The following is a 24951-nucleotide window of genomic DNA, read 5'->3' on the forward strand; positions in this document are numbered from 1 at the left end:
GCTGGCGGGGCGGCGAATTCATGTTTGCCGGGCGTTCGCACCACGCCTGCGTCTAAACCAACAAGCATTCTGGCCAACATGACCCCTTTTCTCGAAGCGATTGGCATCGACAAGATCTATCCGGGCGGCGTTCATGCCAATAAAGGCATCGACCTCTCGGTGGCGCACAGTACCGTCCACGCCGTCGTCGGCGAGAATGGCGCCGGCAAGTCGACGCTGATGAAGATCCTGTTCGGCGTCGAACAGCCGAACGCCGGCGAAATCCGCCTTGAGGGGCAGCCAATCGTCCTGCACTCGCCGCGCGCGGCCATCGCCGCCGGCATCGGCATGGTGTTCCAGCATTTCTCCCTCGTGCCGTCCTTCACGGTGGCCGAGAATGTCGTCCTCGGCGTCGAGCCGCGCGCCGGCCTGAAGCTTGATCGCAAGAAAGCCTCCGAAACGGTGCGCGAACTTGCTGAACGCTTCCGCCTGCCCGTCGATGTCGACGTCCCCGTCGAGCAGTTGCCCGTCGGGCAACAGCAGCGCGTCGAAATCCTGAAGGCGCTCTACCGCGATGCCCGCCTGCTGATCTTGGACGAGCCGACCGCGGTTCTGGCGCCGCAGGAGGTCGTCGAGCTGTTCGCGGCGGTCCGATCGCTCACCTCGCAAGGTCGCACGATCCTCTTCATCGCCCACAAGCTGCCGGAAGTGCTGGAGATCTCAGATACGATCTCGGTCATGCGCGCTGGCAAGATGGTCGGGACGGTTGCCGCCAAGGAAGCGACCGAGAAGAGCCTCGCCCGCATGATGGTCGGCCGCGATGTCGCGCTGAAGATCAACCGCGCCGCGCCGGGCATTCCGCACACCCATCTTTGCCGCATCTCGGACCTGACGGTTAAGAACGACCACGGCCTCAATGCCGTTTCCGACGTCAACCTTGTCCTCAGGACCGGCGAAATCGTTGGCATCGCAGGCGTCGAGGGCAATGGGCAAAGCGAGCTTTTCGACGCCATTGGCGGCCTCCGGCCGATTTCCGGCGGCTCGGTGGAACTTGGCACGACCGACATCACCCATGTCAGCGTGCTTGAGCGTCGCGCGGCCGGCATGGCGAACATCCCCGAGGACCGCATCGCGACCGGCAGTGCCGGTGGCGCCACGGTCGCGGAAAACATCGTCGCGACCGAACTCACCGACAAGCGCTTCGTGCGCCACGGCCTGCTCGACCTGAAAAGCATCCGCGATCATGCGGCCAAGCTGATCGAGAAGTTCAGTGTCCGCGTCCAGGGTCCGGAATCGGCAATCGGGACGCTGTCAGGCGGCAACATGCAGAAGGTTGTCGTCGCGCGCGAACTGTCGTCGGAACCGAGCCTCCTGCTGGTGTCGCATCCGACGCGCGGCGTCGATCTCGGCGCCACCGAGTTCATCTGGCAGAACATCGCCAAGGCGCGCGACGCGGGCGCGGCGGTGTTGCTGACGTCGGCCGACCTGTCCGAAATTCTTGCGCTGGCCGACCGCATGATCGTTCTTTATCGCGGCCGCATCGTCGCCGCCTTTGTCAATACGGAAGAGGTCACGCCGGAAGTGCTTGGTAGCTACATGCTTGGTTTCGCCGAACAATCGGCCGAAGAACGCAACGCGGCGCTCGCATGACCCAGGGCCGCCTCTTCCTCTCCGAAACGGGCCGCATCGTGATGGCGGCGATCTTCGCGCTCGCCGTCACGCTGATCATCATCTTCTTCGCCTCGAAGACGCCCTGGGCGACCTTCGAGACGTTCGTGACCTCGCCGCTTTCCAGCAAGCGGACGATCGGCATCTGGATCGACGATTCCGTCAAGCTGGCTCTGGCCGGGCTTGCCTTCAGCCTGGTTTTCCAGGCCCGCCAGTTCGCGCTCGGCGTGCAGGGCCAGGTCTATATCGGCGGGCTTTTCGCGACACTCGTCGCGTTCTCGCCGATTGGCACAACATGGCTGGCGCTGCCGGCGGGTATTCTCGCCGCCATGATCGGCGGCGCCTTCATCGGCTTCATTCCGGGATATGCGAAGTCCAAGCTCGGCGCCAACGAGATCGTCTCGTCGCTGATGCTCAACTACATCGCCTATGACATCTGCAACTATATCCTGCGCGTCTATCTCGCCTCACTCGAGAGCGGCCTGACGACATCGGCGCCCTTCCCGGCCCAGTCGATCTATCCCGCCTTCATCCCCCGCACACGCGTCGATCTCGGCATCGTCATCGCGCTGGCGACGACTGTGGTGGTCTGGTTCCTGCTCTATCGCACCGCCTGGGGCCTCAAGCTGCGCCTCACCGGTCATAATGCCCGCTTCGCAGCCTATTCTGGCATTCGGTCGAGCTTTATCATGGTGAGCGCCATGACGGCGGCCGGCGCGATCGGCGGATTGCTCGGCGCGGTTTTCGTGCAGGGCACGGCCTATGGCAAGCTCTCGATCGGCTTCGAGGCTGGCATGGCCTTCGAAGGCATCCTGATCACGATCGTTGCCCGCAACCGGCCTCTGGCCATTCCCTTCGTTGCGCTCGGCTATGGCTATCTGCGCCAGGGTGCCGCGCTGATGAACTACCGCGCCGACGTGCCGGCCGAGGTCATCGGCATCGTGCAGGGCATCGTCATCCTGCTGGTCGCCTCCTCCTTCACGGTTCCCGGCAAGGCGATGCTCGCCCGCTTGATGGGTAACCGCACTGCTGCATCGCGGGCCACATCATGAATGAGATCATCGCCACGATCCTGTCCGCGACCTTCGTCGCGGCGGTCATCCGCACCACGACGCCGATTCTCTTCGCGTCGCTGGGCGGCCTCCTTTCCGATCTGGTCGGATCGCTGAACGTCGCGCTCGAAGGCATCATGCTGATTGGTGCGCTGACGGCCGTCATCGTCTCCGCCCATGCGCCCTGGTATATCGGCGTCCTCGCGGGCCTCGCGGCAGGCGGTTTCCTTGGCGGCGTGATGGCCTTGTTCCATCTGCGCTTCAAGGCCGACATCATCCTGGTCGGCTTTGCGATCAACATCATCGCAGCGGGCGGCACAGTGACCGTGCTGACCTATGCGACGGGTGGCGACAAGGGCACCTCGATCAATATCCCGTCCAAGGCCGTCCCGGCTCTGGACCTGTCGTTCCTCGGCAATATCCCTGCCATCGGGCCATTCCTGCGTGAAGTGCTTTCCGGCCACTCCTATTTGACCTGGCTTGCGGCCTTCATGGTCTATGCGATCTGGTATTTCCTTTATCGCACGCCGGAAGGCCTTCGTTTCCGCGCCGTCGGCGAATATCCGCCGGCAGCCGAAGCCGCCGGAATCTCGCCCAACCGGCTGCGCACCTATGGCCTGATCGCCTCCGGCTGCCTTGCCGGCCTCGGCGGCGCGCAGCTCGCGATGTTCTCCTTCGTGGGCTTCACGCGTGACATGACGGCCGGACGTGGCTTCATCGCGCTCGGCGCTGTGCTGCTTGGCCGGCGCCATCCGATCGGCACGATGATCGCCGCCGTCTTGTTCGGCTTCTTCGAGGCACTGTCGATTGCGCTGCCAGGCATCCTCAAATGGATGCCGGGCGAGCTGATCCACACGATCCCGTTCGTGGTGACGGTTCTGGCGCTCATGCTGTCGTCCCGGCGACGCGTCACGGCCTGAACGAAAACAATACGCCGACCGGCAGTCCGAACTTCGAAATGAAAAAGGGATGGCCCCGCCTGGCGCCATCCCTTTTTCTTTCAGCGTCCTGATCCGGCCGTGAGGCCTTGCTTCAGCCCTTGACGGCGCCGACCGCGATACCGCTGACGATCTGGCGCTGGAAGACGATATAGATCAGCACGATCGGGGCGGCGGCGAGCACGATTCCGGCGGCGAGCAGCGGCACATTGGTGGTGTATTCGCCCCTGAGCGCCGCGATGCCGACCATCAGAGTGCGCTTGTCCTGCAGGACGAGCAGCGAGATCAACACATCGTTCCAGCAATAGAGCGTGTTGAGGATGCCGAGCGTCAGCAGCGCCGGCTTCCCCATCGGCAGCATGATGTGCCACCAGATCTGGACCAACCCTGCACCGTCGATCTGCGCCGCCTCGAACAATTCGCGTGGCAACCGGGCGTAGAAGGCCGTCATCAGATAGACGCTGAACGGCAGGAAGAACGCGGTGTAGGCGATGACGAGCCCAGCGCGCGAATTGATGAGATCGAGCGCGATCATCGTCCGGTAGAACGGCACGAGCACGACCTGGACCGGGATCATCAACGACACCAGAATGATGGCAAAGACGATCTTCGAGCCGCGAAAGCGCAGGATGGCCAGCGCATAACCGGCGAACGAGGAGATCAGCAGCAGCGCGAGAACGGCGCCGATCGTCACCACGACGGAATTGGTGAAGTATTCGGAGAGCCGCGATTGGTTCCAGGCCTGTCCGAAGTTGGCGAATGTCGCGTCGGTCGCGAGACCGAAGCGATCGAGGACGAAGCCCTTGCGTGTCTTCAGCGCCGCGTTGATCGTGAAGAAGACCGGATAGACGGCGGAAAGCGCCAGCAGCGCCATCGGCAGCGCGATGACGGCGAGAAGGCGCTTCTGCCGGGTTTCGACGGCGGCCATGGCGGCTCCCCTAGAGGCTGGCGTTGCGGGACATGATGCGGATCTGGATGAAGGCGAGCCCGGCCATCATCGCGAACAGCACCATCGAGATCGCACTGGCATAGCCTGGACGGTTCATGCGGCCCTGCTCGAGCCAGATCAGGAATTCCGGCAGCGTCGTCGACGTCCCCGGCCCGCCGGCCGTCAGGACGTAGATCAGCCCGAACATCGACGTCAGCATGCCGATGGTCGTGACGACAGCCGCGAACTCGATGATCGGGCGGATGGACGGAATCACGATGTACCACCAGGTCGCCATCAGCTTGGCGCCGTCGAGCTTGGCAGCTTCCAACATGTCGGAGGGCACCGTCGAAAGCCCGGCCAGGAAGATCAGCAAGCTCATGCCGAAGGTCGCCCAGAGCTGCACCGCAATGAGGCTGAACAGCGCCGTCGACGAGTTGCCGAGCCAATCGACCGGCGACAGGCCGATCCCCTTGAGCATCGCATTGAACGAGCCGTCGTAACGCAGCAGCATGTTGAAGATGGCGCCGACAATGACGCTCGAAAGCACGGCGGGGAAGAAGTAGACGGCACGGAACAGCTTGCCGCCCGGCACGCCTTGATGGATCAGGATGGCCAGCACCAGCGGCAGGCCGATCCAGATCGGCAGTGTCGCCAGAAGGATCAGCATGTTGACGATGCTGTCCATGAACACCGGATCATGCGTGAGGCTGGCGTAGTTGGCGAGACCGATGAAGCGCGGCGCCACCATGCCATTGTAATCGGTGAACGACGTCCCGAAGCCCCAGATCAGCGGCACGATGCGAAAGATGATGACGAGCGCCAGCGCCGGTACGACGAACAGCCAGCCGAGCCGCTCGGGATTGTCGCCAAGGAAACGGCGGCGGGCTGCTGATGGCTGGCGCTCGGTCATTACTCTCTCCGTCATGCCCGGGGTCGATCCGGGCATCCACGTCTTGGGATCAACGGCAAAACGGCGGCAGGGGCAGAAGGCGTGGATGGCCGGGCGAGGCCCGGCCATGACGGCGCTGGAAACGGGCGAAACGCCTACTTCTTCTTGGCTTGCGCCTGGACCTCGTCCATGCGGGCGAGCGCCTTGTCGACGGTGGTCTCGCCGGTGAAGAGCAACTGGCTCTGGCGGTGCCACTCCTCCGTCTCGGCGGTCGACATGTTGTTGTGCGCGAGCGGCACGCCATCCGCGAGCCAGGCGAGAATCTGCTTGGCAGAAGGGCTTTCGACCTTCGAGGTGTCCACCTTGGTGTCAGCGGGAATTGCGCCGGCGGACTCGAAGAAGACCTGCATATGCGGCGTATCGGCGAAGCTCTTGGCGAGCGCGATCGCGAGATCCTTGTTCGGCGAGAAGTTAGTGACGCCGTAGCCGATGCCGCCGGCGAGCGGCAGCTTCAGCGAGCCATCGCCGCCCGCGACCGGCGGCATGACATAGACGCCAACCTTGTCGGCGCCGAGGAAATCGTCGAACTCCATCCAGTGCGCGACGTCGGAGATGAGACCGATCGTGTTGGCGTTTTCGCCGCGCTCGAAGCTCTCATATTCGTCCATGAACTTCGCGGTCGAATTGGCGCCTTCGGCATACCAGCCAGCGCCCTTGGTCGCGACCCACGCGTCGACGATCGCCTTCACTTCCGGGCTTGACCATTTGAGGTCACCCTTGGTCCAGGCTTCCTGCTGTGCCGCCGTCCAGCCATTGGCCGCCACCGCCGACAGGAAGAAGTCGGCACCAAAGCCTTCCTTGTTACCGAGCGCGAAGCAGGTCGTGCCGGCCTTTTTCAACGCGGCGCAGACCGCTTCGAGATCAGCCCAGTTCTTGGGCGTCTTGTTGGGATCGAGACCGGCTTTCTGCCAGAGATCCTTGTTGTAGTAGACCGCAAAGCCCTGGATCGAGATCGGCACGGCATAGGCGTCGCCATCGGCTCCAGTGAATTCCGGCCAGCCGGCGATGCGGCCCTTGATGTCGGCGATATTGTCGTCGAGCTTCACCAGCGCGCCGGTGCGCTCTTTTGTCTGGGATCCGCCATGCAGGAGCACGACATCGGGGCCTTGGCCTGCCGAGATCGCGGTGCCGAGCAGCGTGTAATATTGGTCATGCGGCTGCATGACGTATTTGACCGTGACGCCCGGATGGGCGGCTTCGAAGTCCTTCTTCACCGCGTCGAAATAGGGCTGCGTCGTCGGGTCCCCCGACTTCCAATCCCAGACGGTGAGCGTCGTATCGGCACTGGCGACGCCAACCGAGACGGCAAAAGCTGCGGCGAGCATCGTTCCGGCGCAAAGCGCCCGTCGTGTCAAAGTCATTCGCATCTCCTCCCTTGCGAACTCTATTCCCGGCGGACCGCCCTCCCGGCGGTCCGTATCGCTCAATGTGCGAGGCGCGGATTAAACGGCGCCGGCGGCAGGTCGGCCGCTGCACGCACATCCGGTATCGCGTGGTCGCGGCGTGCGGTCTCGCTCAGCACGAGGCCATGGCCGGGACGCTCCGGCCGATAGGCGTAGCCGTCGCGAATCTCGATCGGCTGCTCGATCAGATGATCAAAATTCTGGAACGAGTATTCGAGCCATTCGACCTCGGGCAGCGCGATCGCCATATTGATGCCGATCTCGAGCACCGAATTTCCGAGGCTGACCGGGATGCCATATTCGGCGGCAAGCCAGCCGATGCGCATCACTTCCGAGACATGGCCGTGCACGTTGATCATGTCGGTGCCGCGCGCTTCCATCAGCGCCCGCTTGCCGGAGGCGTCGAAATACTCGCCCGAATTGACCAGCGTGAAAGGGCAGCCCGCGCGGATCATCTTCAGGCCCTCGAAATCGAAGCGAAGGCAGGGATCCTCAATCCAGAGGATGTCAAAACCGGCCTTGTTGATGATGTTGAGCCGGCGCACGGCATCCTGTGGCGACCAGCCTTCATTGGCGTCGATCATGATCGCCTCAGGCTTACCGACCGTCTTCACCAGCAGGTCGAGCCGGTGCAAGTCGCGTTCGATGTCCGGATGGCCGACCTTGATCTTGAAGGCCGTGTAGCCGATCGAAGCGGCGTGTTCGAACAGCGCGCAGTAATCATCGTCCGAGAGATGATAATCGAGCCCGCTGGCATAGGCCTTCACGCGCTCCTTCGTGCCGCCGAGCAGTTTCCAGAGCGGCAGGCCTAGCTGCTTCGCCGTGAGGTCCCACAGCGCCTGGTCGACGCCCTCGCCAAAGGCGAGCGAGGCGCCTCGTATGTTGCCGCCGCGTGGCCGGCGCACCTTATGCACCAGCGCGGCCGGCTCCTGCCCCTCGAGATTTGGCCAGACCTCGCCGCGGAACAACCGCTCGATCTCGTCGAGGGAGGGCAGAGGGTTGAACAGCGAGAAGACGAAGCCAAGGCCGGTGAGCCCCGTGTCGGAGATCAATTCCAGCGCCGCCACGTGGGCATGCTCGATGCGAACCTGGCTGTCGCCGATCACACGATCGCGTGCAAACTGGAAACGGGTCAGTCGAAAATCGACGATGCGCATGATATGAGTCGCCTGATCCATCAATCACGGGATTTGATATGCCACAGAGGCCATCTGATAGATCAGATGCAATCGTTGCGCAAGCCGAGGCTGAACCGCTCACATCGCCTGAGCGGCCGGAGCGTGAAGGCACGACGCTCTCGCTGAGCGAGCTCGCCTATGAGCGCATTCTGGAGATGCTGTTCGCGCGCCGCCTGCCGGCCGGCGCCTTCGTCTCGCAAAACGATTTGGTGGGAATCGTCGGGGTGCCCGTTGCGCCGCTGCGCGATGCGCTGCGCGTGCTCCAGACAGAGGGCTTGCTGACGATTCACCCGCGCTCTGGCATCCGTTTCCTGAAGCCGGATTTCGAGTTCGCGCGGCACACCTATCAGTTCCGCTCGGTGCTGGAGCGGCCGGCCGTGCGCGTCTTCGCTGAGATGGCGACGCCGGAACGGATCATGGCGATCCGCGTCCGACACGAGGCCTGCATCGCGCTGCTGGCCGAGACGGGATTTACAGCTGACGTTGCGCGCGAGGCCGTGGCGCTGGATGCGCTGCTGCATTTCGAGATCATCGGCGCGCTCGGCAACCCGCTGATCGAATCGACCTACCGCCGCGTTCACAACTATCTGCAGCTGATCCGGCTCGACCGCACGCTGTCCGGCCCGATCGTGCTGCGAACGCTCAAGGAGCATCTCGACCTGCTCGACGCCTGCCTCGCGCGCGACCCGGATCGCGCTGAGGCCTCGCTGCAACTGCATTTCACGCAGGCGCTGCAGCGGACCATGGGCATTTTTTGAAGAGCGGGAGACAGAACGTCATGCAGCGGATGGGCATGGTCATCGCCATCAAGGCAGAAGCAATCGAGGAGTACAAGCGCCTGCACGCGGCGGGATCGGCCGAGGTCAATGCGCTGCTGTCTGCAGCCAGCGTGCGCAATTACACGATCTATCTGCGCGAGCCGGAAAATCTCCTGTTCGGCACCTGGGAATATCATGGCGCCGATTGGTCGGCCGACGCAGCGCGGCTCGGGCAGGAGCCGGCCGTCCAGGCCTGGTTGGCGCAGACCGATCCCTGCCAGCAGCCGCTCGCCTCGGCGAAGTCAGGCGAGTGGTGGGCGGCGATGGACGAGGTCTTTCACCTCGATTGAGCCTTTTCGGCCGAACTCGGCAAGGCTCGGATGCCCAGGCTGCGCCCGGGCATGGCGGCTGAAGGACACGCCTATTCAGCCGCCTCCAGTGCGCGTCCTTCCAGCGAGAGATTGAGTCCGGTCGCCGCATCGAAAGCATGCAGGCGGCTCTGATCGAAGCTTAGCCGCATCGGCTCGTCGATCGCGGTCGCGATCGTCGCCGGCATCGTCGCCTTGAAAAGGCAGTCGCCGGTCTTCAAGGTGACGATCTTCTCGACGCCATGATTTTCGACGCCCCAGACACGTGCCTCGATGGATCCGGCCGGGTCGAGATGGACATTCTCCGCGCGAATGCCGAGCGTGATGGGCCCGCTGCTGCGGCCAAGCCGGGCGCGCAGCGCCGGACCAACCGCAAATTCGATCGCCCCCGAAGGAACCCGCATCCGGTCGCCAAGGAGATCGGCGGGAAGGAGGTTCATCGCCGGCGACCCGACGAAGCCGGCGACATAGGTGTCGCGTGGATGATGATAGATCTCGTAGGGCGTGCCGACCTGGGCGAGCCGCCCGTCATTGAGAACGCCCACCTTATCGCCCATCGACATCGCCTCGATCTGGTCGTGCGTGACGAACAGGAAGGTGGCGCCGAGCTTCATCTGCAGGTCCTTGAGCTCGGATCGCAGCGTTTCGCGCAGCTTAGCGTCGAGATTGCTGAGCGGTTCGTCCATGAGGAAGATACGCGGCGAGCGCACGATGGCCCGGCCTATCGAGACGCGCTGCATCTCGCCGCCCGACAACCGATCGACCTTGCGCTCGAGAAGATGCTCGATGCGCAGCGTCTTGGCGGCGCGAGCAACGCGCTGGTCGATATCGGGTTGCGCCATGCGGCGGATGTTCGATTTCAGCGGGAATTCGAGGTTTTGCCGCACGGTATAGCGCGGATAAAGCGAATATTGCTGGAGGACCAGCGCGACGTCACGCTCGGCCGCGCCCCAATCGCCGACATCGACGCCGCCGATCTCGATCGAGCCGGCGGTCGGCTTCTCTAGCCCGGCGATGAGCCGCAGCGTCGTCGTCTTGCCGGCGCCGGTCGGCCCCAGCAAGACGAAGAACTGGCCGTCCTCGATTTCGAGATCGAGATTTTCCAGCGCCGTATGGGCGCCGAAGCGCTTGGTGATGCCGTTCAAGCGGACATGCGCCATCTCTACGCTCCCAGTCTCACGCCCAGCGACTGCCCGGACCTCGTGTCGAAGAAATGCGTCTGGTTTTCGTCGAGACGCGCGAAGACGGTGTCGCCGGGCTTGCCGACGAAACCGGAGACCGTGCGGGCGCGAAGCACGCCCGAGCCGACCTTGAGGTCGACGATGTCATAGGCTCCGAGGGGCTCGATGACATGCGCTTCGAGCGGCACGAGCCCCTCGCCGGGCTGATGCGCGACGATCACGCCCTCTGGACGAATGCCGAGCGAAAGCCCGCCATCGCCGCGCCCGCTTGCTTCGATCGCGCGCGGCAACGTCACTGGAACGCCGAAAGCCTCGCTGGCATTGCCGAGCCGCACCTTAGCTTGCCCGCCCTCGGTCTCGAGCTTCGCGTCGGAAATGTTCATCACCGGGCTGCCGATGAACTGCGCCACGAAGAGATTGGCCGGGTTCTGGTAGACCTCGATCGGCGTTCCGACCTGCTGCAGCACGCCCTCGCTCATCACGACGATCCGGTCGGCGAGCGACATCGCCTCAACCTGATCATGCGTGACATAGACCGAGGTGGCCTTGTTCTCGATATGGAGCCGCTTCAGCTCGGTGCGCATGTCCTCGCGGAGCTTTGCATCGAGCGCGCCGATCGGCTCGTCCATCAGGATAGCCTTCGGACGCCGGACCAAAGCGCGGCCAATAGCGACGCGCTGCATGTCGCCGCCCGAGAGCGCCGAAGGCCGCTTGCCGAGGAAATGGCCGATATCGAGCGCGCGGGCGACGGCATTGACCTCGCGCTCGACATCGGCGCGGGCGCCGCCCGCGGCGCGCAGTGGAAAGGCGATGTTCTCGAACACCGTCAGATGCGGATAGAGAGCATAGAGCTGGAACACGAAGGCGATGTCGCGTTCCGAGGCTTCGAGATCCTGCACCGGCTTGCCGTCGATGCGGATCTCGCCCGAGGTGATGTCCTCGAGACCGGCGATCGCGCGCAGCGTCGTCGTCTTGCCGCAGCCGGACGGGCCGAGCAGCACAACGAATTCGCGGTCGGCGATCGTGAGGTTCAGGTCACGGATGACCTGAACCGTGCCGAAGAACTTCTGGACGTTGGAAAGGACGATCTCGGCCATAGGTCAGGCGTCCTTGCCGTCTGGAAGGGGCTTCGGCACATGCGCGGCGATGTTGAAGCCGACAAGTCCGACGAGGATGATGGCGACGCTCCAGGAATGGAGGCCATGGTGCCAGGGCTGGCAGAGGGCGATGATCCCGCCGACCATCAAGGCCATGGAACCCGGCTCGATCCAGCGAGCGCTCAATTCACGGAAGTTCATGGGTTCTGCCTCCCTCTACTTGCGGATGGCGCCAAAGGTCACGCCGCGCAGCAGATGGCCGCGAAGAGCGAAGGTGAAGATCGCCACCGGCAGCAGGAACAGGAAGGTGCCGGCGGCAATGACCGTCCAGTCCGGCAGGCCCGAGCCAAGCTGCGAGGGAATGAAGGGCGGCGCCGTCTGGGCGCGCCGGTTGGTCATGATCAGCGCGAAGGCATATTCGTTCCAGGCGGTGATGAAGCAGAACACCGCGGTGGCGGCGATGCCGGTCGCCGCTTCGGGCAGCACGATCTTGAAGAAGGCCTGCATGCGCGTATAGCCGTCGACCAGCGCCGCCTCCTCATATTCCTTCGGAATCTCGTCCATGAACCCTTTCATGAGCCAGACCGAGAAAGAGAGGTTGAAGGCGATATAGAGGATGATCAGGCCGATATGCGTGTCGGTGAGCCCGACGGCCCGGTACATCAGGAACATTGGGATGGCGACGACGATCGGCGGCAACATGCGCGTCGACAGGATGAAGAAGAGCAGATCCGCCTCCCCCTTGACCCTGAAGCGCGAGAAGCCATAGGCCGTGAAGGTCCCCATGCCGACCGCGAGCACTGTCGAGGTGATCGCGATGATGAGACTGTTCATGAAGCGGCTGGGATAGCCCGACAGTTGCACATTATCGCCAGTGCGCAGCACGCGCTCGCCATTGTCCATGATGCGCTGCTCCCACCAGGGAGCGGCGGCATAGGTGGCCGGATCGACCGCCTTGTTCATCTGCACCCGCTTCACGAAGAGCTTGATGAACGACGTGATTTCCGGCTGGAACAGCACGGTCGGCGGGACGGTCGTTGCCAGCGCGCGCGGCTTGAATGCCGTCGAGGCGATCCAGTAGATCGGCGCAAGGAAGATCAGAGTCGCGATGATCACGCCGACAACGGCGAGGCGATTGACCGCAGCGCGGCCGGAAGACTTGACGGCCGCCATCCTAGCGCTCCTTCACCTTGTTGAGATACTTCACATAGATGTTGGTGATCGCCAGAACCATGATCAGGACAATATAGGCGAGCGCGCAGGACTTGCCGGTATCCCATTGCTGGAACGCCTGCTTGTAAAGCCGGATCGCGATGACTTCCGTGGTTGGCTGCGTCGACATGATGTAGGCGATGTCGAACGTCTTGAAGGCTTCCATAGTGCGGAAGATCAGGGCGATGAGCAGGATCGGTGCGACCAGTGGCAAGGTGATGCGCCGGAACGTGTACCAGGTCCCGGCACGGTCGATGGCAGCAGCCTCATAGAGATATTTCGGCACGGCCGAGAGACCCGCGAGCGACAGCAGCATGACGAAGGGCGCCCACATCCAGATATCGGTGATGGCGATCGCGAAGAGCGCGGCATCGGGATTGGAAAGCCAGGCGAAATCGCCGAGGCCGAGGGCATAGTTGATGATGCCCCAGGACGGGTCGTAGAGCAGCTTCCAGAAGAGCCCGACCACGGCCGCCGACATCATCATCGGCAGGAGCAGCAGCGTGGTCACGAGACCTTTCATCGGAAAGGTCCGATTGAGCAGCAATGCGAGGCCGAAGCCGACGATCATCTGGCCGCTCACCGAGATGATGACGTATTTCGCCGTGATGACGAAATTCGCCCAGATGTTCTCGTCGCCGAGCAGCTCGCGATAGTTCCTGAGGCCGACGAAGTTCGCCGGAGCATTCGCGGAAGCGCTGAAATCCGTGAAGGAATAGCCGAGCGAATAGATCAGCGGAAAGATGTTGAAGACGATCAGGAACAGGACCGTCGGAATGATGAAGAGATTTCGAATTCCAAGATCGCTGAGGCCGCGCCGCTGGGCGGGCCGCGCCAAGGAATCCATTTTGGTCGCCACACTGGTCACGCACCGCCTCCCGGGGGTCGAGCAAATGAATATCCGGGGGCTTTCACGCCCCCGGACGGGACCGATGACCGGTCAGTTGCTGTAGCGGTTGTATTTGTTGAACGTCGCGGTCCAGTCCTTGGCCGTCTTGTCCAGTGCTTCCTGCGCCGTACCCTTGTTGCCGACGACATAGGGGTAGATGTTCTGGTTGAACTGATCGAGGATCTCCGCATATTCCGGAGTCGCCCAGAAGTCCTTCACCATGAACATCGTGTCGTAGAACGCCTTGTTATAGGGCGTGGCATTCTGGAACTCGGGAGACTTCAGCACGGCCTGGCTTGCCGTGTAGCCGCCGAGTTCAGCCCAACGCTTCTGCGTCGAATCCTTGATGAACCACTCGAGGAACTTCTTCGAGGCCTCCTGCTTCTTCGAATAGGAGACGATCGAGATGCCCTGTCCGCCGAGCGCGGCGAAGCGCTTGCCATCCGGGCCCGCCGGGTTGGCAAAGAAGCCGGTGACGTCGGCGTTGGGATTGGTCGACTTGTTCACGAGCGGTGGAAAGAAAGCGAAGAAGTTCATGCTCATCGCCGACAGGCCTTCGGTGATAGCCTGATTGTCCTCGATGAAGAACGTCTTGCCCCAACCCGGAGGCGTGAACTTGTACAGTTCCTTGTACATCTCGAGGCCGGCCACCGCTTCCTTGGAATTGATGATGCCGTCGACCTTGTAGGTGGCATAGTCGCCGAGTTCGCCGCCATAGGAGAAGATCGCGCTCTCGACGCCCATTGCCATGGCGTCGTAGGAATTATCGGTATAGATCGCCACCCCGTATTTCTTCTCATCAGGGCGATAGAAGAACTCAGCAATATCGCGCAACTGGGCGTAGGTCTCGGGAATCGCGAGATCGTAGCCATATTTGGCCTTGAACGCTTCCTTCTCCTTCGGGTCTTCGAACCAGTCCTTCCTGTAGGCCCAGCCGACGGCGTCGCCCTCGAGCGGGATCGCCCAGTATTTGCCGCTGCCGCCGGGATATTCGGCATAGTACTTGACGGTGGCCGGCGCCATGACGTCGTTCAGCTTGTTCGCGTTGAAGAAATCCGTCAGGTCGACATAGTGACCCTGCGTCGCGCCCGCGCCGAGCCACTGGCTGTCGCCGACGACCATGTCATAGGCATCGCCGTGCGCGTTGAACTCGGCAAATGTCTTGGTCTGGAAATCGGACCAGGGCGTGGTTTCGACGGTGATCGTGTCGCCCGATTCAGCGGCGTATTCGTTGACGAGTTCCTGCAGGTAGTTCGCCGGATCCCACTCCGCCCAGAAGATCGTGAGATCCTCCGCATGAGCGCTCGCCGCGCCGGCCAGCGTGAATGCCGCCCCGGCCAGCAACAGCTTGAGGTTCTTCCTCATCTGACTTTCTCCTCCCTCTCCCACTGCCATTATTCTTCAGGGGTCGGCAGCTTGCCTGGCCGTATGAGCGGCTAGGCCCCCTTCTTGTGCGTCTTCCTTTCTCCCTTGCCCGGGTCCAGGACTTCGGTGTCGGCGCGGGTCTCTCCCTCCCGCGCCTCCAGAAGTGCCTGCCGGATCAGGGCGGATGCCGCCCAACTTGCCACAGCCTCGGCTCCCTTCGCATCGAGGCCCCAGATATCCTTTAGGATGACGATCGCCTCGATGCCAAAGACCAGCGACAGCGCCTGCGTCACCCGCTCGGCAGCCTCGTGGCCGATCTCGGCATCGAGCGGCGCGACCGCCGCCTTGAGCAACCCGCGCCGGTTTCCGCGCACTACGCGCGCTTCGGCGCCAAGCGTTCCGGCGCGTCGGCGCTGCCACTGGTCGAGCGCCAGCAACAGGGCCGCGCGATGCGTCGCCTCATAGGCTTCCATCCGCCTGAAGGCGAAGCTGAACAGCGCCGCGACATTCGTCGCCGCATCGCCGTCCGCTGGCTTCCAGTCCAGCACCGGCCCCAGCGCATCGTCGACAGCCGCCTGGATCATCGCCGCCTGGCTCGGGAAATAGCGATAGGCCGTGGCGCGTGAAACCTGCGCCGCCTCCGCGACGTCCGAAACCGATGGGCTGCCGCCGTCTTGCATCAGACGGAGCGCCGTATCCAGCATCAGCCGCTTCATGCGACCGCGCGGCCCCTTCTCGACCGGCCGTTCCTGCTGCTCTTGACCTGAGACTGACATGCCAATACGATACGCTCGTCTCAGAGACTTTGCAACCAGCCAATTCGCCCTTCTGATGTCTGGGAGGCCACCCGAAGGCGCGAAAGACCAACAAATCAGCCACTTCTAACGGCCGGCAGCCGCCGCTTCGGCCAACCCTTCCGCTTGGCCATGCGGCTCCTCTGCCGGAACGGCCAGTTGTTCGAGGACGCCATGAAGCGCATCTATATCGTCGGCACGGCGGACACGAAGCGCGAGGAACTCGACTTCCTGAAAAGCGTCATCGACGCCGCGGGCATGGTGTCGATGCTCGTCGATGTCGGCACGCGGCCTTCGACGATCGACGCCGACATTCCCGCAGCCGCGGTGGCTGCACATCATCCGGACGGACCAGGGGCCGTGCTCGGCCTTACCGATCGCGGGACTGCTGTTGCCGCCATGGCCGACGCGTTCACCCGCTTCATCACCAGCCGGACCGATATCGGCGGCGTCATCGGCATCGGTGGCGGCGGAGGAACGTCGATCATCACAGCCGGCATGCGGGACCTAGACGTCGGCCTGCCGAAGCTCATGGTCTCGACGCTCGCCTCGGGCGATGTCGGTCCCTATGTCGGCGTATCCGACATCGTCATGGTCCCATCGGTGACCGACCTCGCGGGGCTGAACCAGATCAGCCGCCTCGTCCTCCAGAATGCCGCACATGCGATCATGGGCATGGTGCGCTATCCGGTGATCCAGACCAGCGGCAAGCCGCCAATCGGGCTGACGATGTTCGGAGTCACGACCCCTTGCGTCACGCGCGTGGCGGAGCTCTTGCGCGACGCGCATGACTGCCTCGTGTTCCACGCCACGGGAACTGGCGGGCGGGCGATGGAGAAGCTCGTCGACAGCGCCATGCTGGTCGGCGTCATCGACGTCACGACGACCGAGATCGCCGATCATCTCTTCGGCGGCGTGCTGTCAGCCGGCGGCGACCGGCTCGGTGCCATCGCACGCAGCGGCATCCCCTATGTCGGTTCCGTGGGTGCGCTCGACATGGTCAATTTCTGGGCAATCGACACCGTGCCGGAACAGTATCGGGGCCGCCTGCTCTACAAGCACAATCCCAACATCACGCTGATGCGCACGACGCTGGAAGAAAACCGGGCTCTTGGCATCTTCATCGGCGAGAAGCTCAATGCCTGCGCAGGGCCCGTCCGTTTCCTGATTCCCGAGCGCGGGGTCTCGGCGCTCGATATCGCAGGCGGCGCGTTCCACGATCCCGATGCCGATGCGGCCCTGTTCGACGCCCTGGAGGCGACAGTGGTGCAGACCACCCGGAGGCAGCTCGTTCGGCTGCCGCTGCATATCAACGACCCGGACTTCGCCGATGCGCTCGTCCGGCATTTCCACGACATCGCAGATTGATACGAAAGGAAGGCGGATGCCCTTCATTCCCCGCCAGCAGATCCTCGACAAGTTCAACGACATGGTTCAGCGCCGCGTGCCGATCATCGGCGGCGGTGCGGGAACCGGTCTTTCGGCGAAATGCGAGGAAGCGGGCGGCATCGACCTCATCATCATCTACAATTCCGGCCGCTACCGGATGGCGGGCCGCGGCTCCGCGGCGGGGCTGCTCGCCTATGGCAACGCCAATGAGATCGTGAAGGACATGGCGCACGAAGTGCTGCCGGTCGTGAGGCACACCCCGGTGCTTGCTGGCGTCAACGGCACAGACCCGTTCGTGCTGATGCCGCAGTTCCTCGCCGAGCTGAAGGCGATGGGCTTTTCCGGCGTGCAGAACTTCCCGACGATCGGCCTGTTCGACGGCGTGATGCGCGCGAGCTTCGAAGAGACCGGAATGGGCTTCTCGCTCGAGGTCGACATGATCCGCGAGGCGAACCGGCTCGACATGCTGACGACGCCTTATGTCTTCAACGGCGACGAGGCGCGTGCCATGGCGGAAGCGGGCGCCGACATCATCGTCGCACACATGGGCGTCACGACCGGCGGCGCGATCGGCGCGACTTCAGCCAAATCGCTAGAAGATTGCGTGCGGGAGATCGATGCGATCGCCGAAGCGGCGATGGCGGTACGGTCCAATGTGATCATTCTCTGCCATGGTGGCCCGATCGCCATGCCGGAGGATGCCGCTTTCGTGCTTCAGCGGACCGCGCATTGCCACGGCTTCTATGGCGCATCGAGCATGGAACGGCTGCCGGTCGAAGTGGCGCTGACCGCCCAGACGCGCCGTTTCAAGGAACTGGCCTTCTGAGCCGGAGCAACAAGCAGGAGGAGGAGTGCGCCATGGCCGAAGGTCAATTCATCATCGCCGCGGAGACACCGCAGGAGCATCTCGACTGGGGGCGGCTGCGCTGGATGAGCCATCCGCCAGCCACCGGCGCCGACCAACTCACGGTGATCGACGTCACGCTCTCGCCCGGCAAGGGCCACGACTTCCATAAACATCCCGACCAGGAAGAGGTGATCTATGTCACCAGCGGCAGGGTCGAGCAGTGGGTGGCACAGGAAAAGCGCCTGCTCGGTCCTGGTGACGCTGCCTTCATCCCGCCGGGCGTCGTGCATGCCTCATTCAATGCCGGCAGCGAGGACGCGCATGTCGTCGCGATCCTCGGCCCCTGCATTGGCGTCAATGGCTATGTCTCGGTCGAGGTGGCCGGCGAGGCGCCGTGGAAGGATCTGCGGACGTAGGGTGTCACCGAAGATGCACCACCTGTCATTGCCGGGCTTGACCCGGCAATCCAGACTGGCGTTCGATCGAAGCGGCCAGAGGAAGCCGGTCCAATGGAGACAGGATTGCCGGGTCAGGCCCGGCAACTACAGACAAAATGGCGGTTGCCGCGAGGAGAGCCGCAAATAACAAGACGATCTGGGAGGATCCGATGCCGAACACCTATCCGAAACTGCACAATGCCGCCTGGCCGGGCGTGGTCGGCAAGGGCGGCGACAGCGAGCCGATCATCCCGCTCGACACGCTGCTGCGCCTCACCGCCAATGCCGAAGTCAACGGGGTCAAGTTCGACGGCATCGATCTCTTCATCACCGCGCCGCATTTCGATATCGACAGCGACAAGGACGCGGTGAAGCGGATGAGCGACCACATCGCGTCCTACGGGCTGAAGGTCGGTTCCTTCGTCGCGCCGATCTGGGACGGTGCTGGCGGCGGCTCGGCCATGGGCTCAGCCGAGGATCGCAAGCGCTTTGTCGAGCAGGTCCGCAAGGCCTGCGCCATTGGCCAGCAGATGCGCCAGCTTGGCATTCGCCCAACCGGCGGCATCCGCATCGATTCCTCGGTGGGCGTCGAGGCCTGGGACACGGACCCCGTAGGCAACACCAAGCTCATCGCGCAGACCTTCTCGGAGGCAGCCGATGTCGCCGAGGACTATGACGAGTTCCTCGTCGCCGAGGGCGAGATCTGCTGGGGCGGCATGCATTCGTGGCGTGAAATGGTCCGGCTGCTCGAGACCGTGAACCGGCCGGGTGTTGTCGGTTTCCAGGCCGATATGGCGCATTCGATGCTCTATACGCTCGGATACAATGCGGAAAATGACCGGATACTGCCGAAGGATTTCGATTGGTCGGATACCGCGACGCTCGATGCCGCCTATCGTAAGGTCGCGGATGCGCTCCGCCCCTGGACGATGGATTTCCACGTCGCGCAGAATGACGGCACGGTGTTCGGGTCGGGCGATCACGAGAAGACCGGCCGCCACTGCCAGGTCAACGACCCCAACGGCCGTCTCGATATCACCAAGCATGCCGGCTACTGGCTGCGCGACCGTGAGGGCAATCTCACGAAGCGCATGCGCCATATCAGCTGGGATGGCTGCATGTTCCCGAATGCCGTCATGGAGAGCCAGGACACCTGGAACGCCGTGCTCGGCGCCATGATCAAGGTGCGCGAAGCGCATGGCTGGCAGGAATAGGCCTTGAAGGCCGACGGGAAGGATTGCTCGAAATGACCAAGACGCTGAATGTCGGCATGGTGGGTTATGGCTTCATGGCCCGCGCCCATTCCAATGCCTGGAGCAAGGTTTCGCACTTCTTCGATACGGGCTACCGGCCGGTGCTTAAGGCGGTCGCGGCGCGCAATACGCAGAAGGCAACGGCCTTTGCGGAGCAATGGGGCTATGAGGCCGTCGAGAGCGACTGGCGGCGGCTGATCGAGCGGGCGGATATCGACGCGATCGACATCTGCACGCCCAATGACAGCCATGCCGAGATCGCCATCGCCGCCGCCAAGGCCGGCAAGATGGTGCTCTGCGAAAAGCCGCTCGCCCGCACCGAGGCTGAGGGCAAGCCGATGGTCGAGGCAGTCGAGGCCGCCGGCGTGCCCAATATGGTCTGGTATAATTACCGCCGCGTCCCGGCCGTCATGCTCGTGAAGCGGATGATCGACCAAGGCCTGCTCGGCCACATCTATCACTATCGAGCAAAGTTCCTGCAGGACTGGACCATCTCGCCAGACGTGCCGCAGGGCGGCGCGGCCACCTGGCGGCTCGACGTCGAGAGCGCCGGCTCAGGCGTGACGGGAGACCTGCTCGCGCACTGCCTCGACACCGCGATCTGGCTGAATGGCGGCATCGATAGCCTGACCGCGATGACCGAGACCTTCGTCAAGCAGCGCAAGGACGCAACGACCGGCGCGATGCGCGATGTCGGCATCGACGACGCGGCCGCTGTCATGACGCGCTTTGCCAACGGCTCACTGGGCACGTTTGAATCGACCCGCTATGCGCGCGGCCACAAGGCGGCCTATACGCTCGAGATCAATGGCGAGAACGGCTCGCTCGCCTGGGATCTGCATGATCTCAACCGCGTCGCCTGGTTCGATCACCGCACGCCGGGGGCGCTGCGCGGCTGGACGTCGATCCTCGTCACCGACGGGGAACATCCCTATCTCGGCAAATGGTGGGTGCCCGGCCTCATCATCGGCTACGAGCACTCCTTCGTGCATCAGGTGGCCGACTTCCTGGAGGGGCTCTCAAACGGCAAGCCGGCGGCGCCGACTTTCCGTGACGCGCTGGAGACCACGCGGATCTGCGACGCCATCATTGCCTCCGGCCGCAGCGGCCAATGGGTCGATCTCGCGGACGGGGCGACAGCATGAAGTTCGGCTTCAACCTGCTGCTCTGGACGGCGCATTTCGAGGAGCAGCATCTGCCGATCCTCGACGCGTTGAAGGCGGCCGGCTATGACGGCGTCGAGGTGCCGATCTTCGGCGGCGAGGAAGCCCATTTCGCCTGGGTCAGGTCCCGCCTTGCGGATGCCGGACTGGCCTCGACCGGCGTCGCCTTCTTTCCGCCCGGCACGGACGCGACGTCCGCCGATCCGGCCGAGCGTGCGGCAGCGCTCGATCACATGAAATGGCTCGCAGACTGCACGGCGGCTCTCGGAGCCGACCTCGTCTGCGGCCCGATCCACCAGACGCTCGGCCGCTTTTCAGGCGCCGGGCCAACGACCGACGAATTTGCGCGTTGCGTCGAGGTACACAAGGCCGCCGCCGCCTATGCAGCGAAGGACAATGTCAGTTTTTCGGTCGAGCCGCTCAACCGCTTCGAATGCTATTTCCTCAACACAGCCGCTGCCGCCAAGACGCTGGTCGATGCAGTGGGCGCCCCGAACTACGGCTATCTCTACGACACGTTCCATTTCAACATCGAGGAGAAGAACCAGGCGCGTGCGATCCACGCAACCGCCGGGCGCTTCAACCATGTCCACATCTCGGAAAACGATCGCGGGACGCCGGGAACGGGGCCGATCGACTTCGCCTCGGTGTTCAAGGCGCTGAAGGCGAGCGGCTATGACGGTTGGATGACCGTCGAGTCCTTTGGCTCGGCCCTGCCGGACATCGCCGCCGCGACGCGCGTCTGGCGGCCCTTGTTCGACCAGCCCGAGGATGTCTATCAAGGCGCGATAAAGTTGATGAAGGACGGCTGGGCAGCCGCGTAGGCCGAGACAAGCGGCTTGTCCTGTGCTTCGCTGGCTGCCCGGCGAACGGGCCGGATGTCAGGGAGGACAAGCGCATGGGCGATCACGTCAGGACGGCACTCGTTACCGGAGCCTCGCGGGGGCTTGGCGCTGCCATCGCCAAGGGGCTCGGTGCCGCGGGCTGGACCGTCGCCGTCAATTACGCCCATGACGATGCCGGCGCGGCGGGTGTCGTCGACGCGATCGAGGCGGCCGGGGGAAGAGCCGGCGCGTTCAAATTCGACGTCACGGATCGCGCCAGTGTTCGTCATGGCGTTGCCGAGATCGAGGCTGCGCTCGGCCCGATCGGCCTGATCGTCAACAACGCCACCGGCCCGCAGCCAATGAAGCCCATCGAGGAGCAGAGCTGGGACGATCATCTCGACCAGCTGCGCTTCTTCGTGAAGGCGCCGCTCTTGATCCTGCAGGCAGTGCTGGCGGACTGGAAGGCGCGCCGCGGCGGCATCGTCATCAATATCGGCAGCGAAGTCGTCGATATCGGCAATGCTGATTTCGGCCACTACGTTGCCGCGAAAGCTGCAATGGTCGGGCTGACACGCTCCTGGGCCACCGAGCTCGGCGGCGACGGCATCCGCGTCAATCTCGTCGCACCGGGCTTCATTCCAGTCGAGCGCCACGCCGAGGCCAGTCCGGACTCCTTCGAGCCCTACCGCCGCCAGGTGCCGCTCGGCCATCAGGGCATCCCGGAGGATATCGCGGCGATGGTGGTGTTCCTCGCCTCGCCCGGCGGCGGCTTCATCACCGGCCAGACCTTCGCGGTGAACGGCGGGCGAACGCTCGCGTGATGCTTCGGGGTTGACCCCCACCGCCGGCTGCGCGCAGAACGGACGCGATCATCCCAACCGAGGAGCCACCCGGCATGAGCGCGTTCGGCCGCGACGATTTCCAACTGCGCAAGGCGGACCTCGCCGATCTGCCGGCGGTCTACCGCATCTGCATGCTGACCGGCGATCTCGGCAAGGACGCGACGCCGCAGAACGATGATCCCGACATTCTCGGCCATCTCTATGTCGGCAACTACATAGTGATGGAGCCGGACCTCGCCTTCCTCATCGACGGGCCGAATGGCGTCGCCGGCTATGTCGTGGGCGCGCGCGACAGCGCGGTGTTCTATGACCGTATGGAGAAGGAATGGCTGCCGCCGCTGCGCCGGCGCATTGCCGATCCGGGTCCCGACAAGGCCCTATGGCGACTAAGCGATTCCAAGCGGCGGCAGGTGCATGACTTCATGCCCTACTACCCGCTGGCGCTGGCCGAAGCCTATCCCTCGCATGGCCATATCGACCTGCTGCCGGAAGCGCAGGGACATGGCTGGGGCCGCCGCCTGCTCGAGACTCTGATGGAGACGCTGGCGGCGGGCGGCTCGCCGGGCATTCACCTCGGCGTCGCGCGCGACAATCTCCCGGCGCTCGCCTTCTATCGAAAAGTGGGGCTGATCGCGCTGCAAACACCTGACCTCGATCCCGGCGGGGTGATCATGGCGAAGCGGTTTCGCTGACGTTCTCGGTCGCCAGCGCCGACAGGAACGCGACCAGCCGGCCGCCCGTTTCGGCGACCGGACGGTCGTTCATGATGATGAGGTCGGGGCGAAGTTCGAAGCGCTTCGCCGCTTCGCGCGCGAGCCGCTCCTCGATCGCGGCACGGCTTTCGCGTCCCCGCCCTTCGAGGCGGGCCGCCAGCACCTCGGGCGGCGCGGTGATCTCGACGACCACCACGCGGTCGAAGCGGCTGCGTGCCAACGGCAGGACCGCGCGCGAGAGATTGCAGACGACATGCGTGCCGCCCGCAAGGGTTTCGGCGATCGAGGCCGGCAGCGCATAGCCGAGGCCATGCGCACGCCAGGACAGCGCGAAGCGGCCAGACGCATGGCCGGCCTCGAAGCTGGCCGTGTCGATCGTGTCGTGGTCCTCGAAGGCATTGGCGGGGCGTGTCACCATACGGCGCGCGAACAGAAAGCGCTCCCCACCCGCGAGCGCCGACCGCGCATGGGCGATCAGCGTGTCCTTGCCCGCGCCGCTCGGTCCGACGACGGCGATGAAAGCTCCGCTTGCCATCGCGCCCTCACGAAACCCGCTGGCCCTCGCGCCAGACCTGGCGCACGATCGGGGTCGTCTCGACGAGGTGGACACGCACGAGATCGGCGCGGAGCCCCGGCGCGATCGCGCCGCGATCGGTCAGGCCCGTCGCCTTGGCCGGCGTGACCGTGACCGTCCGGACGGCGGCGGCGAGGTCGATATTGGGCGCGCGGCGCGGCAGCTCGAACGCCGACATCAGGAGGCTCGCCGGCACATAGTCCGACGACAGGACGTCGAGGAGGCCGGCGCGAGCCAGTTCCTCGGCGGCGATATTGCCCGAATGCGAACCGCCGCGAACGATATTGGGACCGCCCATCATGACGACGATGCCGGCGGCGTTCAGCGCCTCGGCAGCCTCTATCGTGGTCGGGAATTCCGCGACGGCGACACCTTCGCCCGCCGCCTCGGCCGCATGACCAGCGGTGGCATCGTCATGGCTCGCCAGCACGGCGTTGTTGGCCGCCGCGATCTCGATCAGCCGCGCGCGATTCACCTTGGCGTAGAGATCATGCAGTTCGAGGCGCTGGCGCACGAAGTGATCGGCCTGCGTGGGCGAGACCTCCTTGTTGCGGAGATAGAAGCGGCGCCAGGTTTCGAGATCGCGGAACTGGCGCTGGCCGGGCGTGTGATCCATCAGCGAGATCAGATGCACCGGATAGCGCGCCGCGAAGGTTTCCAGATGTTCGACGACATCGGGCGTCGCGATTTCGCAGCGGATATGGGTGCGATGATCGACGCGGAGATGTCCGGTCGCCCGCGCCTGCTCGATGCCGCCGGCGAGCGCCATCAGGTCGGCTCCGATCGGCTTGGCGTCGATATCGGTGCCGGCGCGCAGCGAATCGAACACCGTCGTGATGCCGGCGCTCGCGATCTGGGCGTCATAGGCCATCACGGAGGCGAGCGCATGCCAGCGCACATGCGGGCGCGGCGAGAAGTGGCTCTCGAGATGGTCAGTGTGCAGTTCAATGAGCCCGGGTACGAGATGATCGCCCTGAACGTCGAAGCCGCGCTCCGGGGCGGCTCCCTCGCCGATCTCTGCGATGCGCCCGTCCGAGATGGCGATCCAGCCATTCTCGATCACCCGATCGGGCAGAACGATGCTCGCATTTTCAAGGACATAGCTGCGCGGCTCGTTCATGGATGCTCTTCCCGTGGTTCAAGG

26 protein-coding genes are annotated in these 24951 nt (G+C 64.0%); 13 read left to right on the plus strand and 13 right to left on the minus strand.

What is annotated here, in order from left to right:
• Positions 1 to 78 precede the first annotated feature (78 nt).
• The 3 genes from BUB39_RS04735 to BUB39_RS04745 are packed head-to-tail and all read left to right on the plus strand — an operon-like array spanning position 79 to position 3619.
• Complete coding sequence (locus BUB39_RS04735) at positions 79 to 1629, plus strand: ABC transporter ATP-binding protein (protein ID WP_073051823.1); 1551 nt, start codon at positions 79 to 81, stop codon at positions 1627 to 1629.
• Positions 1626 to 2699 (plus strand): ABC transporter permease, encoded by a 1074-nt coding sequence (locus BUB39_RS04740; RefSeq protein ID WP_073051824.1) that lies wholly within the window; start codon positions 1626 to 1628, stop codon positions 2697 to 2699. The genes BUB39_RS04735 and BUB39_RS04740 overlap by 4 nt, the downstream gene beginning before the upstream one ends.
• Positions 2696 to 3619, plus strand: coding sequence for an ABC transporter permease (locus BUB39_RS04745; RefSeq protein WP_073051825.1), 924 nt, complete (start codon positions 2696 to 2698; stop codon positions 3617 to 3619). The genes BUB39_RS04740 and BUB39_RS04745 overlap by 4 nt, the downstream gene beginning before the upstream one ends.
• A gap of 112 nt (positions 3620 to 3731) precedes the next feature.
• Here the strand turns inward: BUB39_RS04745 and BUB39_RS04750 are convergent, their stop codons facing one another.
• The 4 genes from BUB39_RS04750 to BUB39_RS04765 form a co-directional block, all read right to left on the minus strand.
• Positions 3732 to 4565: a carbohydrate ABC transporter permease gene (locus BUB39_RS04750; RefSeq protein ID WP_073051826.1), complete on the minus strand. Its 834-nt coding sequence runs from the start codon at positions 4563 to 4565 to the stop codon at positions 3732 to 3734.
• 10 nt (positions 4566 to 4575) lie between these two features.
• Positions 4576 to 5478 carry a carbohydrate ABC transporter permease gene (locus BUB39_RS04755; RefSeq protein ID WP_073051827.1) on the minus strand — a complete coding sequence of 301 codons (903 nt, stop codon included), beginning with the start codon at positions 5476 to 5478 and terminating at the stop codon, positions 4576 to 4578.
• A 134-nt stretch (positions 5479 to 5612) separates the two neighbouring features.
• Positions 5613 to 6878, minus strand: a complete 1266-nt coding sequence (locus BUB39_RS04760) for an ABC transporter substrate-binding protein (protein WP_084526885.1) — start codon at positions 6876 to 6878, stop codon at positions 5613 to 5615.
• A gap of 62 nt (positions 6879 to 6940) precedes the next feature.
• Positions 6941 to 8077 (minus strand): mandelate racemase/muconate lactonizing enzyme family protein, encoded by a 1137-nt coding sequence (locus BUB39_RS04765; protein ID WP_073052770.1) that lies wholly within the window; start codon positions 8075 to 8077, stop codon positions 6941 to 6943.
• Positions 8078 to 8115: 38 nt separating this feature from the next.
• On the opposite strand from BUB39_RS04765, the gene BUB39_RS04770 reads away from it, so the two are divergent.
• Positions 8116 to 8856 (plus strand): GntR family transcriptional regulator, encoded by a 741-nt coding sequence (locus BUB39_RS04770; protein WP_175561733.1) that lies wholly within the window; start codon positions 8116 to 8118, stop codon positions 8854 to 8856.
• A 20-nt stretch (positions 8857 to 8876) separates the two neighbouring features.
• Positions 8877 to 9206, plus strand: coding sequence for an L-rhamnose mutarotase (locus BUB39_RS04775; protein WP_073051828.1), 330 nt, complete (start codon positions 8877 to 8879; stop codon positions 9204 to 9206).
• Positions 9207 to 9277: 71 nt separating this feature from the next.
• On the opposite strand, the gene BUB39_RS04780 is transcribed toward BUB39_RS04775, so the two are convergent.
• The 7 genes from BUB39_RS04780 to BUB39_RS04810 all read right to left on the minus strand — a co-directional run bounded on the left by BUB39_RS04780 (position 9278) and on the right by BUB39_RS04810 (position 15744).
• Positions 9278 to 10384 carry an ABC transporter ATP-binding protein gene (locus BUB39_RS04780; RefSeq protein WP_073051829.1) on the minus strand — a complete coding sequence of 369 codons (1107 nt, stop codon included), beginning with the start codon at positions 10382 to 10384 and terminating at the stop codon, positions 9278 to 9280.
• Positions 10385 to 10386: 2 nt separating this feature from the next.
• Positions 10387 to 11502, minus strand: coding sequence for an ABC transporter ATP-binding protein (locus BUB39_RS04785; RefSeq protein WP_073051830.1), 1116 nt, complete (start codon positions 11500 to 11502; stop codon positions 10387 to 10389).
• Positions 11503 to 11505: 3 nt separating this feature from the next.
• A complete protein-coding gene (locus BUB39_RS04790) occupies positions 11506 to 11703 on the minus strand; it encodes a hypothetical protein (protein WP_073051831.1) in 198 nt (65 codons plus the stop codon).
• A gap of 15 nt (positions 11704 to 11718) precedes the next feature.
• Entirely contained in the window at positions 11719 to 12675 is a 957-nt protein-coding gene (locus tag BUB39_RS04795; protein ID WP_073051832.1) for a carbohydrate ABC transporter permease, read from the minus strand.
• A gap of 1 nt (position 12676) precedes the next feature.
• Positions 12677 to 13561, minus strand: a complete 885-nt coding sequence (locus BUB39_RS04800; RefSeq protein WP_073051833.1) for a carbohydrate ABC transporter permease — start codon at positions 13559 to 13561, stop codon at positions 12677 to 12679.
• Positions 13562 to 13654: 93 nt separating this feature from the next.
• Positions 13655 to 14968, minus strand: coding sequence for an extracellular solute-binding protein (locus tag BUB39_RS04805; protein ID WP_073051834.1), 1314 nt, complete (start codon positions 14966 to 14968; stop codon positions 13655 to 13657).
• A gap of 71 nt (positions 14969 to 15039) precedes the next feature.
• Positions 15040 to 15744: a TetR/AcrR family transcriptional regulator gene (locus BUB39_RS04810; RefSeq protein ID WP_073051835.1), complete on the minus strand. Its 705-nt coding sequence runs from the start codon at positions 15742 to 15744 to the stop codon at positions 15040 to 15042.
• Positions 15745 to 15936: 192 nt separating this feature from the next.
• Here BUB39_RS04810 and BUB39_RS04815 point away from each other — a divergent pair, with 192 nt between their 5' ends.
• From BUB39_RS04815 to BUB39_RS04850, 8 genes are all read left to right on the plus strand, one after another.
• Positions 15937 to 17130, plus strand: coding sequence for a Tm-1-like ATP-binding domain-containing protein (locus tag BUB39_RS04815; protein ID WP_073052772.1), 1194 nt, complete (start codon positions 15937 to 15939; stop codon positions 17128 to 17130).
• A gap of 16 nt (positions 17131 to 17146) precedes the next feature.
• Entirely contained in the window at positions 17147 to 17977 is an 831-nt protein-coding gene (locus BUB39_RS04820) for a phosphoenolpyruvate hydrolase family protein (protein WP_073051836.1), read from the plus strand.
• 32 nt (positions 17978 to 18009) lie between these two features.
• Positions 18010 to 18414 (plus strand): cupin domain-containing protein, encoded by a 405-nt coding sequence (locus BUB39_RS04825; RefSeq protein WP_073051837.1) that lies wholly within the window; start codon positions 18010 to 18012, stop codon positions 18412 to 18414.
• Positions 18415 to 18605: 191 nt separating this feature from the next.
• Entirely contained in the window at positions 18606 to 19649 is a 1044-nt protein-coding gene (locus tag BUB39_RS04830) for a sugar phosphate isomerase/epimerase family protein (RefSeq protein WP_073052773.1), read from the plus strand.
• A 32-nt stretch (positions 19650 to 19681) separates the two neighbouring features.
• Positions 19682 to 20833, plus strand: coding sequence for a Gfo/Idh/MocA family protein (locus BUB39_RS04835; protein WP_073051838.1), 1152 nt, complete (start codon positions 19682 to 19684; stop codon positions 20831 to 20833).
• Positions 20830 to 21675, plus strand: a complete 846-nt coding sequence (locus BUB39_RS04840) for a sugar phosphate isomerase/epimerase family protein (protein ID WP_073051839.1) — start codon at positions 20830 to 20832, stop codon at positions 21673 to 21675. Before BUB39_RS04835 ends, BUB39_RS04840 begins: the two co-directional genes overlap by 4 nt.
• A gap of 74 nt (positions 21676 to 21749) precedes the next feature.
• On the plus strand, positions 21750 to 22499 hold the full coding sequence (locus tag BUB39_RS04845; RefSeq protein ID WP_073051840.1) for an SDR family oxidoreductase: 750 nt from the start codon (positions 21750 to 21752) through the stop codon (positions 22497 to 22499).
• 74 nt (positions 22500 to 22573) lie between these two features.
• Positions 22574 to 23212 (plus strand): GNAT family N-acetyltransferase, encoded by a 639-nt coding sequence (locus BUB39_RS04850; RefSeq protein WP_073051841.1) that lies wholly within the window; start codon positions 22574 to 22576, stop codon positions 23210 to 23212.
• On the opposite strand, the gene phnN is transcribed toward BUB39_RS04850, so the two are convergent.
• A complete protein-coding gene (phnN, locus tag BUB39_RS04855; RefSeq protein WP_073051842.1) occupies positions 23190 to 23768 on the minus strand; it encodes a phosphonate metabolism protein/1,5-bisphosphokinase (PRPP-forming) PhnN in 579 nt (192 codons plus the stop codon). The genes BUB39_RS04850 and phnN overlap by 23 nt on opposite strands.
• Before the next feature lie 7 nt (positions 23769 to 23775).
• The gene (locus BUB39_RS04860) at positions 23776 to 24927 is read right to left on the minus strand and encodes an alpha-D-ribose 1-methylphosphonate 5-triphosphate diphosphatase (protein WP_073051843.1); all 1152 of its coding nucleotides are present in this window, start codon (positions 24925 to 24927) and stop codon (positions 23776 to 23778) included.
• Positions 24928 to 24951: the final 24 nt, after the last annotated feature.

The sequence above is a fragment of the Kaistia soli DSM 19436 genome, from assembly GCF_900129325.1.
Lineage (GTDB): Bacteria > Pseudomonadota > Alphaproteobacteria > Rhizobiales > Kaistiaceae > Kaistia > Kaistia soli.